Origin of the sequence: Streptomyces tropicalis (genome assembly GCF_029269835.1) — a bacterium.
In the GTDB taxonomy this organism is placed as follows: domain Bacteria; phylum Actinomycetota; class Actinomycetes; order Streptomycetales; family Streptomycetaceae; genus Streptomyces; species Streptomyces tropicalis.
In genome coordinates, this window is sequence record NZ_JARJBB010000026.1 from 1 (window position 1) to 17,219 (window position 17,219).

The following is a 17,219-nucleotide window of genomic DNA, read 5'->3' on the forward strand; positions in this document are numbered from 1 at the left end:
GGCAATGGGAAGGGGCAGATCTTCGTGAAGGGCGAGGTCATCAAGACCGTGCCGGAGTCGAAGATCGTGGAGACCCTGATCGAGGAGGCCATGAAGCTCGCGGAGCGGATGACCGCCGAAGGCGCCGAGTCCGGAGAGCCCTCGGTCTCCGTCGCCGGCTGACCGCCCCGACCGCAGAACCACCGCACCCGCCCCCCTCCCCAGGGGGGCGGCACGGCCCGGATCCGGCGGGTACAGTGCGGAGATCAGCCGAACCCCCAGCATGAGGCCCCGCACGTGTTGACGCAGACCACCTCACGGGTGCTCGAACCGAGCGACCTGGACGCCGCGCTCGCCGTCCTCGATCGCGAGCCGGTCGCGAACGCCTTCGTGACGTCCCGCGTGCAGGTCGCCGGACTCGACCCGTGGCGGCTCGGCGGCGAGATGTGGGGCTGGTACGAGGGCGGCCTGCTCACCTCCCTCTGCTACGCCGGCGCCAATCTCGTCCCGATCTGCGCCACCCCCCGCGCGGTCCGCGCCTTCGCCGACCGCGCCCGGCGCGCCGGCCGCCGCTGCTCCTCCATCGTCGGCCCCGCCGAACCCACCACCGAGCTGTGGCGGCTGCTGGAGCCGTCCTGGGGCCCCGCCCGCGAGGTCCGCGCCCACCAGCCGCTGATGCTCACCGACCGCATGCCCGCCGACCTCGCCCCGGACCCGTACGTCCGCCGCATCCGCAAGGACGAGATGGACACGATCATGCCCGCGTGCGTGGCGATGTTCACCGAGGAGGTCGGCGTCTCCCCGATGGCCGGCGACGGCGGCCTGCTCTACCAGGCCCGGGTCGCCGAACTCGTCGGCTCCGGCCGCTCCTTCGCCCACGTCGACGAGCACGGCCAGGTCGTCTTCAAGGCCGAGATCGGCGCCGCCACCCCGCAGGCCTGCCAGATCCAGGGCGTCTGGGTGGCCCCCGAGCACCGGGGCAAGGGCCTGGCCGCCCCCGGCATGGCGGCCGTCCTGCGCTACGCCCTCGCCGACGTGGCCCCCGTCGTGAGCCTGTACGTCAACGACTTCAACACCGCCGCCCGGCGCACCTACCGGCGTGTGGGCTTCCAGGAGGTCGGCGCGTTCATGAGCGTGCTCTTCTAGGGCCGGTCGTCACCCTCCCGCCGTCCGCCCGGAGGCGGGCCCCGGCGCCTCGGCGGCCGACGTGTGCGTGACGGGGCGAGCGCTGCCCGCCGGGGCACCGGATCCGGCCTGCGGCCCGTGCTGGCGCCGGTGCACGCCCTGTAGTCTCCCCGGCATGCCCCACTCTCCCGGTCACGGACACGGCCACCCCGACGACGTCGTGATCGGCCCCCTCGACCTGCCGGCCCACGTCGACGAGGCACTCGCCGTCCAGGCCGTCGCCTTCGGACTCGGCGCCGACGAGGTCGCCGTACGCCGCCAGATCGTGCTCCGCCACATGTCCTACCCCGGGGCCCGGGCGCTGGGCGCCACCACCGGCGGACGGCTCGTCGGCTTCGTCTACGGCATGCCCAACGACCGCAGCCACTGGTGGTCCACGGTCGTCGAGCCGTACCTGCGCTCCGGCGGCCACGACCACTGGCTCGACGACTCCTTCGTCATCACCGAGCTGCACGTCCACCCCGGCCACCAGAACCGCGGCATCGGCCGCGCCCTCATCACCGACATCACCGACGGCGCCGCCGAACCCCGCTCCATCCTGTCCGCGATCGACATCGAGAGCCCGGCCCGCGCGCTCTACCGCTCCCTGGGCTACACGGACCTCGCCCGCCACGTGCTCTTCCCCAGCGCGCCCATGCCCTACGCCGTGATGGGCGCCCCGCTCCCGCTGCGCCGCCGATAACCGATTTCCACCGGCACAGCCCGCCCGGCTAACCTCCTTGCCATCACCTTCCCCCGCGCCCGGCCCGCCCGGCGGGGGAACCCCATCGGCAGGAGTACGAGAACCATGGCCAACGCACCGGTCCAGCGCATGTCCCAGTTGATGGCGAAGACCCTGCGCGACGACCCGGCGGACGCCGAGGTCCTCAGCCACAAGCTGCTCGTCCGCGCCGGCTACGTCCGCCGCACCGCGGCCGGTGTGTGGAGCTGGCTGCCCCTCGGCAGGCGGGTCCTGGCCAATGTGGAGCGGATCGTCCGCGAGGAGATGGACGCGATCGGCGCCCAGGAGGTGCTGCTGCCCGCCCTGCTGCCGCGCGAGCCCTACGACGCCACCGGCCGCTGGGACGAGTACGGCGCCGAGCTGTTCCGCCTCAAGGACCGCAGGGGCGGCGACTACCTGCTCGGTCCCACCCACGAGGAGATCTTCACCCTCCTCGTGAAGGACCAGGCGTCCTCGTACAAGGACCTGCCGGTCATCCTCTACCAGATCCAGAACAAGTACCGCGACGAGGCCCGTCCGCGGGCCGGCATCCTGCGCGGCCGAGAGTTCCTGATGAAGGACTCCTACTCCTTCGACGTCGCCGACGAGGGCCTCGCCGCCTCCTACGCCCTGCATCGCGCGGCCTACCAGCGCATCTTCGAGCGCCTCGGCCTCGACTACCGCATCTGCGCCGCGACCGCGGGCGCCATGGGCGGCTCCAAGTCCGAGGAGTTCCTCGCCCCGGCCGGCGCCGGCGAGGACACCTTCGCCGACTGCCCGCAGTGCGACTTCGCCGCCAACACCGAAGCGATCACGTACGAGCTGAAGCCCGTCGACGCCGCCGGTGTCCCCGCGGCCGAGGAGATCCCCACCCCGGACACCCCCACCATCGAGACGCTGGCCGCCTCGCTCGGCGTCCCGGCCTCCGCCACCCTGAAGAACCTCCTGGTGAAGGTGGACGGGGAGATCGTCGCCGTCGGCGTCCCCGGCGACCGCGAGGTCGACCTGGGCAAGGTCGAGGCGCACTTCGCGCCCGCCGCCGTCGAGCTGGTGACCGCCGAGGACTTCGTGGGCCGGCCCGACCTGGTGCGGGGCTACGTCGGCCCGCAGGGCCTGGAGAAGGTCCGCTACATCGCCGACCCGCGGGTCGCCCCCGGCACGTCCTGGATCACCGGCGCCAACAAGGAGCACACCCACGCGAAGAACGTGGTCGCCGGCCGGGACTTCGAGGTCGACGCCTACGTCGACGTCGTGGTCGTCCAGGAGGGCGACCCCTGCCCGCAGTGCGGTACCGGCCTCAAGCTGGACCGCGCCATCGAGATCGGCCACATCTTCCAGCTCGGCCGCAAGTACACCGACGCCCTGAAGCTCGACGTGCTCGGCCAGAACGGCAAGCCGGTCCGGGTCACCATGGGCTCCTACGGCATCGGCGTCTCCCGCGCCGTCGCGGCCCTCGCCGAGCAGCACGCCGACGAGCACGGCCTGGTCTGGTCGAAGGAGGTCGCCCCGGCCGACGTGCACGTGGTCGCCGCGGGCAAGGCCCTCCAGACCGAGCTGGCCCTCGACATCTCGCAGCAGCTGGCCGCGGCCGGCGTGCGGGTCCTCGTCGACGACCGGGCCGGGGTGTCGCCCGGGGTGAAGTTCACCGACGCGGAGCTGATCGGCGTCCCGCAGATCCTGGTCGCCGGCCGGCGCGCCGGCGACGGCGTGGTCGAGCTGAAGGACCGCAGGACCGGCGAGCGCGAGGAGCTGACGGTCGAGGAGGCCGTCGCGCGCCTGACCGCGCTGTGACCGGCGGGGGCGCCCCACTCGCACTCTTCTCCGGCCCCCGTGCGCCCCGGCCCACGGGGCGATTCGTCGTGCCCGGTGACGGCGCGTGTGCGCGTGCGCTTCGAGGAGCGCAGGAACACCCTCCGGCCGTCCAGGGCCGGGACGTGCGCTGCCGGGCGAGGCCGCGGAGGCGCTCCGGTGACGGGCGGGACAGCGGCAGGCCCGGCGCGGTCCGGCGGCGGCTCGGGCGTCGGCCCGCCCGCTCACAGCCAGGTGGCGAATTCCAGGAGGAGTTCGGCGTCCTGCGGGCGGCCCACCCGGCGGGCCCGGACGCCCGACTCCACCGCCCGGAACAGCGTCCAGCCGCGCAGCCGCTCCCGGTCGACCTCCAGGGACTCCGCGAGCCGCTTCACCCGCCGCCGGGTGGTCGCGGCACCGGACGGGGAGGCGATCAGGTCCTCCACCCGGTCCCGCACCAGCCGCGCCAGGTCGAAGGCGCACTCCCCGACGACCGGGTCGGGACCCACCGCCAGCCACGGCATCCGCTCCGCGCCGAGCACCTTGCTCTGCCGGAAGGTGCCGTGCAGCAGCCGGTGCTCCGGCGGCCCGGCCAGCAGCTCCTCGCGGACCGCGAGGGCCGCGTCCACCAGCGGCGCCACCTCGGCGTCCGCCTCCGCACCCGCCCGCATCGCCCGCCCCTGCCGGCCGGTCCGCTCGGCGACCGTCTCGAAGGCGTGCCCCTCGGGCGGCTCGACCCACAGCCGCCGCAGCGTCCCCGCCGCCTCCAGCAGCGCCTTCGCCTCGGGCAGCGACCGCACCGACACGTCCGGGTGCAGCCGCTCCAGGAGCAGGACGCCCTCCCCGCCCGACGGCTCCAGCAGCTGCACCGCGCCCCGCCCGCCCCAGTGGGCGAGCGCCGCCCGCTCGCTCTCCGGACGGGCCCGCGGCGGCGCCAGCTTCAGCACGGCCGGTGTCCCGTCCGCGGTGCGCACCAGCACCACCAGGCTGCTGCGCCCGCCGGGCACCTGCACCCGCTCGACGCTCAACTCGCCCGCCTCGACGGCCTGCTGAGCTCGTTCGGGAAGCTTCTCCAGCCAGTCGTCGCCGTCGGGTGCCGTCTCACCGAGCGCCCGCACCAGACGCTGCGGCGGTTCGAAAGCCATGCGCGCGTCGTTCCCTTCCTGGCCGCGTTTCCTGTCAGCGTGCGCCGGGGGCGCCTCCTGTGCCCGGCCCGCGCCGAGCGCGGGTCCTGATCCCTCGTACCCTCCTCCGGGTCACCCCTGCGGCGTCGCCGGCGCCGCGTCAGGCGCCGAGGCCGCCGGGGCCCGCTCGGCGAGACCAGGGAAGGCTACGCTCCTCCCGCGCCAGCGCACCGCCCGGACCGCCGCATCCCGCAGCGCGGCGGCCGCCTCGCGACGCCGCGCACCGTCGGTCGCCCGCACCAGGCCGGCGTACACCCCCGCCACCCGGTCCTCCAGGTCGGCGGCCAGCCGCACCGCCGCCGCGGAGTCCGGCACCGCGAACGGCAGCGCGTACCCGGCCGCCGCGGCCACCGGCCGCCCGCCCAGATCCTGCACCTCGCGCACCAGGGCGTCCCGCCGCGCGCGGTGGGCGTCGTACGCGGCCCGCGCCTCCGCGAGCCGCCCCGCGCCGACCTGCCCGCCGACCACGCCGTAGCCGTACACGGCCGCGTGCTCCGCGGCCAGCGCCGCCTGCAGCGCCGCGACCTGCCGCTGCGCCGCCCCGCTCATGCCCCGCCCCCCGTCAGCAGAAACGCGTGGGCGGCCCCGGCGGCCGCCACCGACGCCAGCAGCCGCGCCAGTTCGCCCGGCACCTCCAGCAGTGCGGCCGACCGCCGGTTCGCCACCGTCCACTCGGCGGCGGCCAGGCCGGCCAGCGCGTCCTTCCCGTCCGCGGGCACGGCGTCCGCGGCGGCCGTGCCGGCCGGAGCGCTCCCGGTCCCGGTGGCGCTCGCGGACGCCGACGGGCCCGAGGATGCGGCCGCGGCCGTCGCCCCCGCGGGGACCCGGGGCGGCCCGGGCGTCCCGGCCGGCTGCGTCCCGGCGCCGCCGAACGCGTCCCGGTGCGCCGCCGTCTCCGCCCGCAGCGGCCGCAGCCGCTCCGCCAGCGCCGGGTGCGCGGCGGCCACGGCGTCGTACCGCTCCACCAGGTCCTGGCTGTCCCGGGCCGCCCGCGCACGGACCCGGTCGGCCCGTGACGGGCCCCCGGTGCCGCCGGGTCCGGAGCAGCCGGTGAGCAGGGCGGCACCCGTGGCCGAGGCGAGCAGGCTCCTGCGGCGCGGCCCCGTGAGGGCGCGCGGGGGTGAGGGGTACGGCACGGCAGACGTCCTCGGGGGAGTGCGTACGACAGGGAGGCGGGCCGGTCGCCGGGCGCGTCCGCCCCCGGGCGGCACGCCCGTGATCACCGTACCCGTGCGTCCGCCGGGCTCCGGTCAGCGGCACCACCTGCCCAGGTGGACGGCAACACCCTCCGGGACCGGATACCCTTTGATCCAGACACGCGACCACCCCACAACAGCACACGCGGCCGAGGAGTCACCCGGATGAGCACCACCCAGAGCGAGAGGCTGCGGGAACTCCTGGAACCGCTCGTCGCCTCCCAGGGCCTCGATCTCGAAGAGATCGCCGTGGACTCCGTCGGCCGCAAGCGTGTGCTGCGCGTCGTCGTCGACTCCGAGGACGGTGCCGATCTGGACCGTGTCGCCGATGTGAGCCGCGCGCTCTCGGCGAAGCTCGACGAGACCGACGCGATGGGCGAGGGCGAGTACACCCTCGAGGTCGGCACCCCGGGTGCGGAGCGCCTCCTCACCGAGCACCGGCACTACGCGCGCGCCCTCGGCCGGCTGGCGAAGTTCCAGCTCGCCGACGGCGCCGAACTGGTGGCCAGGATCGTCCAGGTCGACGACGAGGGCCTGGACCTCGAAGTCCCCGGAGTGAAGGGCCGCAGGCCCACCACCCGCAGGCTCGGTTTCCCGGACGTCGTCAGGGCGCGTGTGCAGGTCGAGTTCAACCGCAAGGACAAGAAGGAAGAGGAGGCGTAGCCGTGGACATCGACATGAGCGCCCTGCGGGGCCTGGTGCGGGAGAAGGAGATCTCCTTCGACCTGCTGGTCGAGGCGATCGAGTCGGCCCTCCTCATCGCCTACCACCGCACCGAGGGAAGCCGCCGCCACGCGCGCGTGGAGCTGAACCGGCAGACCGGGCACGTGACGGTGTGGGCGAAGGAGGACCCGGAGGACCTCGAGGAGGGCCAGGAGGCCCGCGAGTTCGACGACACTCCGTCCGGGTTCGGCCGGATCGCCGCCACCACCGCCAAGCAGGTCATCCTGCAGCGGCTGCGCGACGCCGAGGACGACGCGACGCTCGGTGAGTACGCCGGCCGCGAGGGCGACATCGTCACCGGTGTCGTCCAGCAGGGCCGCGACCCGAAGAACGTGCTCGTGGACATCGGCAAGCTGGAGGCCATCCTGCCGGTGCAGGAGCAGGTGCCGGGCGAGACGTACCCGCACGGCATGCGGCTGCGCAGCTATGTCGTCCGGGTCGCCAAGGGCGTGCGCGGGCCTTCGGTGACGCTGTCGCGCACCCACCCCAACCTGGTGAAGAAGCTCTTCGCCCTGGAGGTCCCGGAGATCGCCGACGGCTCGGTCGAGATCGCCGCGATCGCCCGCGAGGCCGGTCACCGCACGAAGATCGCCGTCCGGTCCACCCGCTCGGGCCTCAACGCCAAGGGCGCCTGCATCGGCCCCATGGGCGGCCGGGTGCGCAACGTGATGGGCGAGCTGAACGGCGAGAAGATCGACATCGTCGACTGGTCGGACGACCCGGCCGAGATGGTGGCGAACGCCCTGTCGCCGGCCCGCGTCTCCAAGGTGGAGGTCGTGGACATGGCAGCCCGGTCGGCCCGGGTCACCGTGCCCGACTACCAGCTGTCACTGGCGATCGGCAAGGAGGGGCAGAACGCCCGGCTGGCCGCCCGGCTCACCGGCTGGCGGATCGACATCCGCCCGGACACCGAGCAGGCGCCGGAGTGACGCCTCCCGGGTGACGGCGGACACGTGATGTCCGGCGTCACCCGGTCAGGGGAATGAATCCGGGCCCCGTGGTGCTCGGATCACGACAGGTTTCAACGCAGCGCATGTTCGATCCTTGCCCCGAAGGGGTGAGGTTGCTGCGGGGAGGTAGACTGAAGAGTGTCTGGCCGGACGCATGCCCGCGTATGCCCTGAGCGCACCTGTGTGGGGTGTCGGGAGCGAGCGGCCAAGACCGAACTGCTGCGCACCGTGGAGATCGAGGGCGAATGCGTCCCCGATCCTCGCGGTACGCTGCCCGGCCGGGGTGCGTATGTGCACCCCGCCCTGGTCTGTCTCGACCAGGCGGTGCGTCGCCGGGCATTCCCCCGGGCGCTCCGCGTCCCGGGACCGCTCGACGTAATGGCGTTGCGCCGCTACGTCGAGCAGGCACAAGGTTGCTGAGAGCAGCAGACCGCGGTCCGTCCGCGGAGGCTGCGCCGGCAGCTCGGCAAGGAAAGACATACCGCACGGGGTCCCTGTGCGGTCTGGTACCTCGCGAGTCGAAAGCAGGTCGAGATTGCGATGAGCACTCGATGAGTACGCGATGAGTACGCCCATGAACTAGCGACGGTCCGGACGCAACCCGGACCTCTAAGGAGCGAAGTGGCTAAGGTCCGGGTCTACGAACTCGCCAAGGAGTTCGGTGTGGAGAGCAAGGTCGTCATGGCCAAGCTCCAGGAACTCGGTGAATTCGTCCGTTCGGCGTCCTCGACGATCGAGGCGCCCGTTGTACGCAAGCTGACTGACGCCTTCCAGCAGGGCAACGGCGGCGGCAGGTCCGCCAAGCCGGGTGCCCCGAAGAAGGCTGCCCCCAGGCCCGCCGCGCCCTCCCCGGCGCAGGCGGCCCGTCCGGCTGCCCCCAAGCCGCCGGCCGCACCCAAGCCCGCGGCGGAGCGGCCCGCGGTCCCGTCGGCGTCCGCGCCGACCCCCGGCCCGCGTCCGGTCCCGGGCCCCAAGCCCGCCCCGCGCCCGGCCCCCGCAGCGCCCGCCACGCCGGAGTTCACCGCTCCGCCGGCGGCCGCCGCGTCCCCGGCCGCGCCCAAGCCCGGTGGCGCCCGCCCCGGTGCCCCCAAGCCCGGCGGCCGCCCCGGCGGTTCCGGTCAGGGCCAGCAGGGACAGCGTCCCGGCGGCCAGGGACAGCGTCCCGGCGGTTCGGGGCCGCGTCCCGGCGCCCGTCCGGCCGGTCCGCGCCCGGGCAACAACCCCTTCACCTCCGGTGGCTCCACCGGCATGGCCCGCCCGCAGGCGCCCCGCCCGCAGGGCGGCCCGCGCCCCGGTGGTCCCGGTGCGCCCGGCGGCGGTCCCCGTCCGCAGGCACCCGGCGGCCAGGGCGGCGGTCCGCGTCCGCAGGCTCCGGGCGGTGCGCGTCCGACTCCGGGCGGGATGCCCCGTCCGCAGGGCGGTCCGCGTCCCGGTCCGGCCGGCCCGCGTCCGAACCCCGGCATGATGCCGCAGCGTCCCGCTGCCGGCCCGCGTCCCGGCCCCGGCGGCCGTGGTCCGGGCGGTGCGGGTCGTCCCGGCGGCGGCGGTCGTCCCGGTGGCGGCGGCGGCTTCGCCGGCCGTCCCGGCGGTGGCGGCGGCGGTCGTCCCGGTGGTGGCGGCGGTTTCGCCGGCCGTCCCGGTGGCCCCGGCGGTCCCGGTGGCTTCGGCGGCGGCGGCCGTCCCGGCTTCGGCGGTCGCCCGGGTGGTCCCGGTGGCCGTGGTGGCACGCAGGGCGCCTTCGGCCGTCCCGGCGGTCCCGCGCGCCGCGGTCGCAAGTCGAAGCGGCAGCGCCGTCAGGAGTACGAGGCCATGCAGGCCCCGTCGGTCGGCGGCGTGATGCTGCCTCGCGGCAACGGCGAGACCATTCGCCTGTCGCGCGGTGCGTCGCTCACCGACTTCGCGGAGAAGATCAACGCCAACCCGGCGTCCCTCGTCGCGGTCATGATGAACCTCGGCGAGATGGTCACGGCCACGCAGTCCGTCTCCGACGAGACGCTGCACCTCCTCGCCGGCGAGATGAACTACACGGTTCAGATCGTCAGCCCCGAGGAGGAGGACCGCGAGCTGCTCGAGTCCTTCGACATCGAGTTCGGCGAGGACGAGGGCGACGAGGAGGACCTGGCGATTCGTCCGCCGGTCGTCACCGTCATGGGTCACGTCGACCACGGCAAGACCCGCCTCCTCGACGCCATCCGCAAGACGAACGTCATCGCGGGCGAGGCCGGCGGCATCACCCAGCACATCGGTGCCTACCAGGTCGCGACCGAGGTCAACGACGAAGAGCGCAAGATCACCTTCATCGACACCCCGGGTCACGAGGCGTTCACCGCCATGCGTGCCCGTGGTGCGAAGTCGACCGACATCGCGATCCTGGTCGTCGCGGCCAACGACGGCGTCATGCCGCAGACGGTCGAGGCGCTCAACCACGCCAAGGCCGCCGAGGTCCCGATCGTCGTCGCGGTCAACAAGATCGACGTCGAGGGCGCCGACCCGACCAAGGTGCGCGGTCAGCTGACCGAGTACGGCCTGGTGGCCGAGGAGTACGGCGGCGACACCATGTTCGTCGACATCTCCGCCAAGCAGGGTCTGCACATCGACTCGCTGCTCGAGGCGGTCGTCCTGACCGCCGACGCCTCGCTCGACCTGCGGGCCAACCCGCACCAGGACGCGCAGGGCATCTCGATCGAGTCCCGTCTCGACCGCGGCCGCGGTGCCGTGGCGACGGTCCTCGTCCAGCGAGGCACCCTGCGGGTCGGCGACACGATGGTCGTGGGCGACGCCTACGGCCGCGTCCGCGCCATGCTCGACGACACCGGCAACAACGTCGCCGAGGCGGGCCCGTCGACCCCGGTCCAGGTCCTCGGCCTGACCAACGTCCCGGGCGCGGGTGACAACTTCCTGGTGGTCGACGAGGACCGTACGGCCCGTCAGATCGCCGAGAAGCGTGCCGCCCGCGAGCGCAACGCCGCCTTCGCCAAGCGCACGCGCCGTGTCTCCCTCGAGGACCTGGACAAGGTGCTCAAGGCCGGCGAGGTCCAGCAGCTGAACCTGATCATCAAGGGTGACGCCTCCGGTTCGGTCGAGGCCCTCGAGGCCTCGCTGCTCCAGCTGGACGTCGGCGAAGAGGTCGACATCCGCGTCCTGCACCGCGGTGTCGGTGCGGTCACGGAGTCGGACATCGACCTGGCCATGGGCTCGGACGCCATCGTCATCGGCTTCAACGTCCGTGCGGCCGGCCGCGCGGCGCAGATGGCCGAGCGCGAGGGCGTGGACGTCCGCTACTACTCGGTCATCTACCAGGCGATCGAGGAGATCGAGGCGGCCCTCAAGGGCATGCTCAAGCCGGAGTACGAGGAGGTCGAGCTCGGTACGGCGGAGATCCGCGAGGTCTTCAAGTCGTCCAAGCTGGGCAACATCGCGGGTGTGCTCATCCGCTCCGGCGAGGTCAAGCGCAACACCAAGGCGCGCCTCATCCGCGACGGCAAGGTCATCGCGGAGAGCCTCACCATCTCCGGTCTGCGTCGCTTCAAGGACGACGTCACCGAGATCCGCGAAGGCTTCGAGGGTGGTATCAACCTCGGAAACTTCAACGACATCAAGGTCGACGACGTCATCGCGACCTACGAGATGCGCGAGAAGCCGCGGGTGTAACAGCCGGCGGTTCGTGCTGGCCGGCGGGGCGTCGTCCCCGCCGGCCGGCCGTGCCTTGTCCGGGGGCGTTCGTGCCCCCGGGCCCCCGCAGCAGCGGGCGGGGGCGACCGGCGGCCGAGCGGGCGGAAAACCCCGTCGAGCCACCGGCCGTCTTCGGGGTACCGTTCCTGATGTCCCTGCCCCACACCGACGGCAGGGCCATCGACCCCGTACCGGCGGGTTAACCGGGTACACACATGTACGTGGGGACTCTGTCCTTCGACCTCCTCCTCGGCGATGTCCACTCGCTGAAGGAGAAGCGGTCCGTCGTCCGCCCGATCGTCGCCGAGCTCCAGCGGAAATTCGCGGTGAGCGTGGCCGAGGTGGACCACCAGCATCTCCACCGGCGGGCCGTCATCGGCCTCGCCGCGGTCTCCGGGGACGCGACGCACCTCGTGGACGTGCTCGACCGGTGCGAGCGGCTGGTCGCCGGCCGCCCCGAGGTGGAGCTGCTGTCGGTCGGACGGCGCTTCCACGGCGAGTACGACGACTAGACGGTCCAGACCGTCCGGACCGCCAGACCCTGAAAAACGCAGAAGAAGAAAGAACGGGAGACGGACCAGTGGCCGACAACGCGCGGGCGAAAAGGCTGGCGGACCTCATCCGGGAGGTGGTGGCCCAGAAGCTGCAGCGCGGGATCAAGGACCCGCGGCTCGGCTCGCACGTCACCATCACGGACACCCGGGTCACGGGCGACCTGCGGGAGGCGACCGTCTTCTACACGGTCTACGGGGACGACGAGGAGCGGGCCGCCGCGGCCGCGGGCCTGGAGAGCGCCAAGGGCATCCTGCGCTCCGAGGTCGGCCGTGCGGCCGGGGTGAAGTTCACCCCCACCCTCGCCTTCGTCGCCGACGCCCTGCCGGACAACGCCCGGAACATCGAGGACCTCCTCGACAGGGCGCGCGCCTCCGACGCCCAGGTGCGCGAGACCGCCACCGGCAAGACCTTCGCCGGGGAAGCGGACCCGTACCGGAAGCCCGGCTCCGCCGACGAGACGGACGACGCCGCCGAATGACCAGCAAGCCCACCCCGCCCGACGGCCTCGTCATCGTCGACAAGCCGTCGGGCTTCACCTCGCACGACGTGGTCGCCAAGATGCGCGGGATCGCCAGGACCCGCCGCGTCGGCCACGCCGGCACGCTCGACCCCATGGCCACCGGTGTCCTCGTCCTGGGCATCGAGCGCGCCACCAAGCTCCTCGGCCACCTCGCGCTGACCGAGAAGGAGTACCTCGGCACCGTCCGTCTGGGGCAGAACACCCTCACCGACGACGCCGAGGGCGAGATCACCTCGTCCACCGACGCCTCCCGGGTCACCCGGGACGCCGTGGACGCCGGGATCGCCAAGCTGACCGGCGACATCATGCAGGTGCCGTCCAAGGTCAGCGCCATCAAGATCGACGGCGTGCGGTCGTACAAGCGGGCCCGCGACGGCGAGGACTTCGAGATCCCCGCCCGCCCGGTCACCGTCTCGTCCTTCACGGTCCACGACATCCGGGACGCCGTCGCCCAGGACGGCACCCCGGTGCTCGACCTCGTCGTGTCGGTGGTGTGCTCCTCCGGCACCTACATCCGCGCCCTGGCCCGCGACCTCGGGGCCGGCCTCGGCGTCGGCGGCCACCTCACCGCCCTGCGCCGCACCCGCGTCGGCCCCTACGGGCTCGACGCGGCGAAGACCCTGGAGCAGCTTCAGCAGGAGCTGTCCGTGATGCCGCTCTCCGACGCGGCCGGGGCCGCCTTCCCGCGCTGGAACGTCGACACCCGCCGGGCGCGGCTGCTCACCAACGGCGTCCGGCTGGAGATGCCCGACGAGTACGCGGGCGCCGGGCCGGTGGCCGTCTTCGACCCCGAGGGACGGCTGCTCGCCCTGGTGGAGGAGCAGCGCGGCAAGGCCAAGAGCGTGGCCGTCTTCGGCTGAGGCGGGCGCCGCCCGCCGCCGTGCAGCGGCGGCCGGGGAACCTCCCCGGCCGCCGCCCCACGGATCCCCCTCGCTTCCCCCACCCGCACGGTGTATCCGGGGCGGCCCCTGCCTTCACCCGACCGTGCGGGCGCTCGGAGCGAACGGGGGAGTGCGCGGGGGCGCGTTCCCGTCGCGGCCTGTCCCGCCGATCTTCCTCCGCCTACCGTCTGAGCAGGCACGGATGCACGGCGGGAGGAACCACGATGGCGGCACGCGGCCCTCTGGCGACCGACGGGAGCCGGACCCGCGCCGGCGGAGCGGCGGACGGCGGAGGGGACCGGGCCGCCGCGGATCCTGCCCCGGACGCCGGGGACCGGGACCGGGGGGCGGCGGACCGTGTCCTGGACCGCTCGCTGGTGCGGATCCGCGACCTGGACGGGCGGCCGCGCGGCACCGCCTTCGCCGCCGACCACCGCGGCACCCTCGTCACCAGCCACGAGAGCGTCGACGGGCTCTCCCACCTCGTCCTGCACGCCCCCGGCGCCGACCGCACCCGCGTGGTCACCGCCGACGCGGTGACCGCGCTGCCCGCCCTCGGTCTCGCCCTCGTCCACACCGAGGACCTCGGCGCCGCCCCCCTGCCCGTCGCCGTACGGGACGCGGCCGCGCCGGGCACCTACGTCCGGATCGCCGCCGGGTGCTGGCGCGAGGCCCGGGTGCTCGGGCGCACCACCGCCACGTACACCGCCGCCGACCGCGTGCACGCCCTCGACGGCGTGCTGGAACTGGCGATCGGCACGGCCGGGAGGGACGCGCTGCGGCAGGGCGGAGGCGTGGCCGGGGGGCCGGTGCTCGACACCGGGACCGGGGCCGTCGTCGCCGTCCTCGGGACCGCACTGCACGACGGCGAGCGCGACACCGGCTTCGCCGTGCCGCTGCGCCCGGCCGGCGGCGCCCCCGGCCCGCTCGCCGTGCTGCTCGCCCGCAACGCGGCCACGGTCCCGGCGTACGGAGCCGACCTGAACCTGGCGGGCGTCCTGGAACTGACGGCCGTCTCGACCGGCCAGGACGGCCCGGGCCCGCTCGCACCGCCGGTGTCCCCCCGGACGACCCGGAGGACGCCCGTCCGGACGACCTGGGGGACGGGGTGCGGGGCGGCGGTCCCGCAGGCACCGCCCCGGCCGACCGCGGCCGCGGGAGCGACGGAGCCGGTGTCCACCGCCGGGGCGGGGGAGAGCTCCGCGGGGTCGGTGGCGGCCGCGGAAACCGGCGGTCCGGCCGTGGGGCCTGCGCCGGTGCCGGAGTCCGGCGTCCCGTTCGCGGGTCCGGGGACGGTCCCGGAGACGGGCGGTCCGGCCGTGGGGCCGGCGGTTGCACCGGAACCCTTCGGTCCGTCCGCCTCCGCCGATGCCGGGTGCGCCGGCCCCGGTGGCCTCGCCGCGACCCCGTCCGGCCCGGCCGGATCACCCGGATCCCCTCACCCCGCGGACCCCGCCCGCCCGATCCCCGCCCGCCCGATCCCCGCGCACCGCGGCCCCGCCGGAGCGACGGCCGCAGCCTTCGGGGGCTGGGGCGGGGAAGCGGGCTCGGAGGGCGGAGCAGGTCCGGCCGGGGGCCGGGGGCCCGGGCCGTCTCCGGTGGGGACGGGCGGCGGGGCGGGCGAGACGGTGGTGGAACGGGCCAACGTCGTACGCGAGTTGACGGCGTTCGCCGACGGCCCCGGCCCCGGCGCCGTGCTCGCCCTCGTCGGTGCCCCCGGCAGCGGCCGTACGACCGAACTCGCGGCGCTCGCCGCCCGCCGCGCCCGCCGTGCCGAACCCCGGCCCACGCTGTGGCTGCGGGGCGCAGACCTGCGGGACGCCGACGGCTCCGTCGCGGACGCGGTGGGCCGGGCGCTCGACCGGGCCGCCCGGATCGTCGCGGCCTCCCGGGCACCCCTCCCGGCCGACGGTGCCGGCCCCACCCCGGACCGCCTCGCCCACCACGCCCGCGCCGCCGGACGGCCCCTCCTGCTGCTGCTCGACGGCCCCGAGGAGATGCCGCCCGCCCTGGCACACCGGCTGGCCGAGTGGACCGGGGCCACGGCGCGCTGGCTGCACGCGACCGGGACGCGCCTGGTCGTCGCCTGCCGGGAGGAGCACTGGGAGGCGGCCGGGGCGCACGTCCCGCCCGCACTGCTCCACACCCCCCGCCGGGAGGACGGCGCCGGCCACCTCCCGCCCTGCCTGCGCCTCGGGGACCTCACGGCCGACGAGGCCCGCGAGGCCCGCGTCCGCCACGGCGTCCCGGACGGCTCCCTCGCGGCCGCCGACGCCCGCCACCCGCTCACCCTGCGCCTGCTCGGCGAGGTCCGCGCCGCCCTCCCCGGTCTCCCGCACGGCGTCCGCCTGGACCGTCACGACGTCCTCTCCGCCCACCTCGACCTGATGTGCCTGCGGGTCGCCGTCCGCCTCGCCGCCGGGAACGGCCGGCGCGGCACCGCGGTGCGCCTGCTCGCCGCGCGGGTCGCCGGGCAGGTCCACGAGGCCGCCCGCCGCAGCCTCGGCTCCGGCCGGGGCGAGCTGGAGCGGGCGGACTTCGAGGCGCTGTTCCCCTGGGGCACCGCCCCCGCCCGTCTCGGAGGCGGCACCGGCTGGGCGTCCGCCGTCCTCGCCGAGGGACTCCTCGTCCCGGCCGGCGGCGGCTACCGCTTCGCCCACGAGGAGCTCGCCGACTGGATCCAGGGCGTCCACCTCGACCTGGACCCGGCCCTGCACGCCCTGCTCCACCCCGGCCCCGCCTCCCGGGAGACCGCGCCCGTCCCGCACCACCGCATCGGCCCCGTCGTCCAGGCCCTGCTGCTCCTGGCCCGCCGGCACGCCCCCGGCCGGCTGTCCGCCCGCCTGGCCCGGCTGCTGTGCGCCCTCGACGCCGACCCGGACTCCTGGTGGGCGTCCCGGCTGCTGGCCGGCGTCCTGCTGCGGGTGCCCGACGCCTCCGCGCACGCGGACGTCCTGCGGCTGCTCGCCGAGTGGATCGTGGCCCGGCGGCTGGCCGGCCGGTCCGTCCCGTCCGCCCTCGGCCCCGCCTTCTGGATCGCGCTGCCCCTGCCCGACGCCGACCGCTGCGACCTGCTGCGGCGGCTCCTCCACGCCGACGGCGCCGCGGGCCCCGGCGCCGCACCCAGGTACCTCGACGCCGCCGCCCGGCTCCTCGACGCCGACCCCGCCGCTGTACAACCGCACCTGATCCGCTGGTTCGACGACGAGAGTCCGCTGCCCGCGACCCCCGACGCCACCGCGGCCACGGCCGCGCAGGCCCTGTTGCACACGCACCGCCACCGGGCCGTGGACGACCTCGCCGAGGCCCTCGCCTCCTGCGCGCACCCGCGGGCGCAGGAGCTGCTGTCGGTCCTCGCCGAGGAGGAGCCGTCCGCGCTGTGCCGGGCCGTGCACCGCTGGGCGCACGACGAGCGCCCGGCCCGCCGGGCCGCGGCCGCCGGCCACGCGCTGCGCACCGCGCCCCACGCCCGCACCGACCAGGACCGGGAGCTGCTCCGCCGCGCCGCGCTCGCGCTGCTGGCCCGCCCCGCCGACGCCGACCTGCACGGCAGCGCGCTCGCCGTCCTCGTGGGCGACCCGCACACCCGCGCCCGCCATCTGCCGCGGGCGCTGCGGCACTTCGCCGCAGGCGACCCGCACGTACCGCTCGCCGCGCTCGCCCCGGCCCTGGCCACCCACCCCGACACGGTCCTCGCCGCGTTCGGCGGCCCGATGTCCTGACCCGCGCCGCCGCGGGGCGCCCCCGGGACCGACCGGACCGCCGACCGGACCGGCCGGGCCGCCGCGGCCGACCGGACCGGACGCGCGCCGCCCGTGCGCCGCCGGACCGGTGTCCGTGTCCCCGTACGACCGTGGCGGGTCACGTGCGCCCCGTCACAGCCCCC

The 17,219-nt window shown here is 75.3% G+C and carries 14 protein-coding genes and 1 pseudogene; 12 read left to right on the top strand and 3 right to left on the bottom strand.

Features of this window, described 5'->3' with window-relative positions; translation table 11 throughout:
* The 4 genes and pseudogenes from P3H78_RS29330 to P3H78_RS29345 form a co-directional block, all read left to right on the top strand.
* Nucleotides 1-162 (top strand): annotated as a pseudogene (locus P3H78_RS29330) (flavodoxin-dependent (E)-4-hydroxy-3-methylbut-2-enyl-diphosphate synthase); the annotation flags it as partial.
* 114 nt (nucleotides 163-276) lie between these two features.
* Nucleotides 277-1,125, top strand: a complete 849-nt coding sequence (locus P3H78_RS29335) for a GNAT family N-acetyltransferase (protein WP_276112198.1) — start codon at nucleotides 277-279, stop codon at nucleotides 1,123-1,125.
* A 154-nt stretch (nucleotides 1,126-1,279) separates the two neighbouring features.
* The gene (locus P3H78_RS29340) at nucleotides 1,280-1,846 is read left to right on the top strand and encodes a GNAT family N-acetyltransferase (RefSeq protein WP_276112199.1); all 567 of its coding nucleotides are present in this window, start codon (nucleotides 1,280-1,282) and stop codon (nucleotides 1,844-1,846) included.
* 105 nt (nucleotides 1,847-1,951) lie between these two features.
* Nucleotides 1,952-3,655: a proline--tRNA ligase gene (locus P3H78_RS29345; protein WP_276112200.1), complete on the top strand. Its 1,704-nt coding sequence runs from the start codon at nucleotides 1,952-1,954 to the stop codon at nucleotides 3,653-3,655.
* Nucleotides 3,656-3,897: 242 nt separating this feature from the next.
* On the opposite strand, the gene P3H78_RS29350 is transcribed toward P3H78_RS29345, so the two are convergent.
* The 3 genes from P3H78_RS29350 to P3H78_RS29360 form a co-directional block, all read right to left on the bottom strand.
* A complete protein-coding gene (locus P3H78_RS29350; protein ID WP_276112201.1) occupies nucleotides 3,898-4,797 on the bottom strand; it encodes an aminoglycoside phosphotransferase family protein in 900 nt (299 codons plus the stop codon).
* 111 nt (nucleotides 4,798-4,908) lie between these two features.
* Nucleotides 4,909-5,385, bottom strand: a complete 477-nt coding sequence (locus P3H78_RS29355; protein WP_276112202.1) for a DUF4439 domain-containing protein — start codon at nucleotides 5,383-5,385, stop codon at nucleotides 4,909-4,911.
* Complete coding sequence (locus tag P3H78_RS29360; protein WP_276112203.1) at nucleotides 5,382-5,972, bottom strand: hypothetical protein; 591 nt, start codon at nucleotides 5,970-5,972, stop codon at nucleotides 5,382-5,384. Before P3H78_RS29360 ends, P3H78_RS29355 begins: the two co-directional genes overlap by 4 nt.
* 225 nt (nucleotides 5,973-6,197) lie before the next feature.
* Here P3H78_RS29360 and rimP point away from each other — a divergent pair, with 225 nt between their 5' ends.
* From rimP to P3H78_RS29400, 8 genes are all read left to right on the top strand, one after another.
* The gene (gene rimP, locus P3H78_RS29365; RefSeq protein WP_276112204.1) at nucleotides 6,198-6,695 is read left to right on the top strand and encodes a ribosome maturation factor RimP; all 498 of its coding nucleotides are present in this window, start codon (nucleotides 6,198-6,200) and stop codon (nucleotides 6,693-6,695) included.
* A 2-nt stretch (nucleotides 6,696-6,697) separates the two neighbouring features.
* Entirely contained in the window at nucleotides 6,698-7,684 is a 987-nt protein-coding gene (gene nusA, locus P3H78_RS29370) for a transcription termination factor NusA (protein ID WP_276112205.1), read from the top strand.
* Nucleotides 7,685-7,843: 159 nt separating this feature from the next.
* Complete coding sequence (locus P3H78_RS29375) at nucleotides 7,844-8,125, top strand: YlxR family protein (protein ID WP_276112206.1); 282 nt, start codon at nucleotides 7,844-7,846, stop codon at nucleotides 8,123-8,125.
* Nucleotides 8,126-8,326: 201 nt separating this feature from the next.
* Nucleotides 8,327-11,356: a translation initiation factor IF-2 gene (infB, locus tag P3H78_RS29380; RefSeq protein WP_276112207.1), complete on the top strand. Its 3,030-nt coding sequence runs from the start codon at nucleotides 8,327-8,329 to the stop codon at nucleotides 11,354-11,356.
* 236 nt (nucleotides 11,357-11,592) lie between these two features.
* A complete protein-coding gene (locus P3H78_RS29385) occupies nucleotides 11,593-11,889 on the top strand; it encodes a DUF503 domain-containing protein (RefSeq protein WP_276112208.1) in 297 nt (98 codons plus the stop codon).
* Nucleotides 11,890-11,957: 68 nt separating this feature from the next.
* Nucleotides 11,958-12,410: a 30S ribosome-binding factor RbfA gene (gene rbfA / locus P3H78_RS29390; protein ID WP_276112209.1), complete on the top strand. Its 453-nt coding sequence runs from the start codon at nucleotides 11,958-11,960 to the stop codon at nucleotides 12,408-12,410.
* Nucleotides 12,407-13,312, top strand: a complete 906-nt coding sequence (gene truB / locus P3H78_RS29395) for a tRNA pseudouridine(55) synthase TruB (protein ID WP_276112210.1) — start codon at nucleotides 12,407-12,409, stop codon at nucleotides 13,310-13,312. Before rbfA ends, truB begins: the two co-directional genes overlap by 4 nt.
* 245 nt (nucleotides 13,313-13,557) lie before the next feature.
* Nucleotides 13,558-17,055, top strand: a complete 3,498-nt coding sequence (locus P3H78_RS29400) for a serine protease (RefSeq protein WP_276112211.1) — start codon at nucleotides 13,558-13,560, stop codon at nucleotides 17,053-17,055.
* Nucleotides 17,056-17,219: the final 164 nt, after the last annotated feature.

Bases quoted from the DNA above. Each gene is read 5' to 3' on its own strand.
- P3H78_RS29340 (WP_276112199.1), top strand. From the start codon at position 1,280: ATGCCCCACTCTCCCGGTCACGGACACGGCCACCCCGACGACGTCGTG.
- P3H78_RS29345 (WP_276112200.1), top strand. From the start codon at position 1,952: ATGGCCAACGCACCGGTCCAGCGCATGTCCCAGTTGATGGCGAAGACC.
- P3H78_RS29350 (WP_276112201.1), bottom strand. From the start codon at position 4,797: ATGGCTTTCGAACCGCCGCAGCGTCTGGTGCGGGCGCTCGGTGAGACG.
- P3H78_RS29355 (WP_276112202.1), bottom strand. From the start codon at position 5,385: ATGAGCGGGGCGGCGCAGCGGCAGGTCGCGGCGCTGCAGGCGGCGCTG.
- rimP (WP_276112204.1), top strand. From the start codon at position 6,198: ATGAGCACCACCCAGAGCGAGAGGCTGCGGGAACTCCTGGAACCGCTC.
- P3H78_RS29385 (WP_276112208.1), top strand. From the start codon at position 11,593: ATGTACGTGGGGACTCTGTCCTTCGACCTCCTCCTCGGCGATGTCCAC.
- truB (WP_276112210.1), top strand. From the start codon at position 12,407: ATGACCAGCAAGCCCACCCCGCCCGACGGCCTCGTCATCGTCGACAAG.
- P3H78_RS29400 (WP_276112211.1), top strand. From the start codon at position 13,558: ATGGCGGCACGCGGCCCTCTGGCGACCGACGGGAGCCGGACCCGCGCC.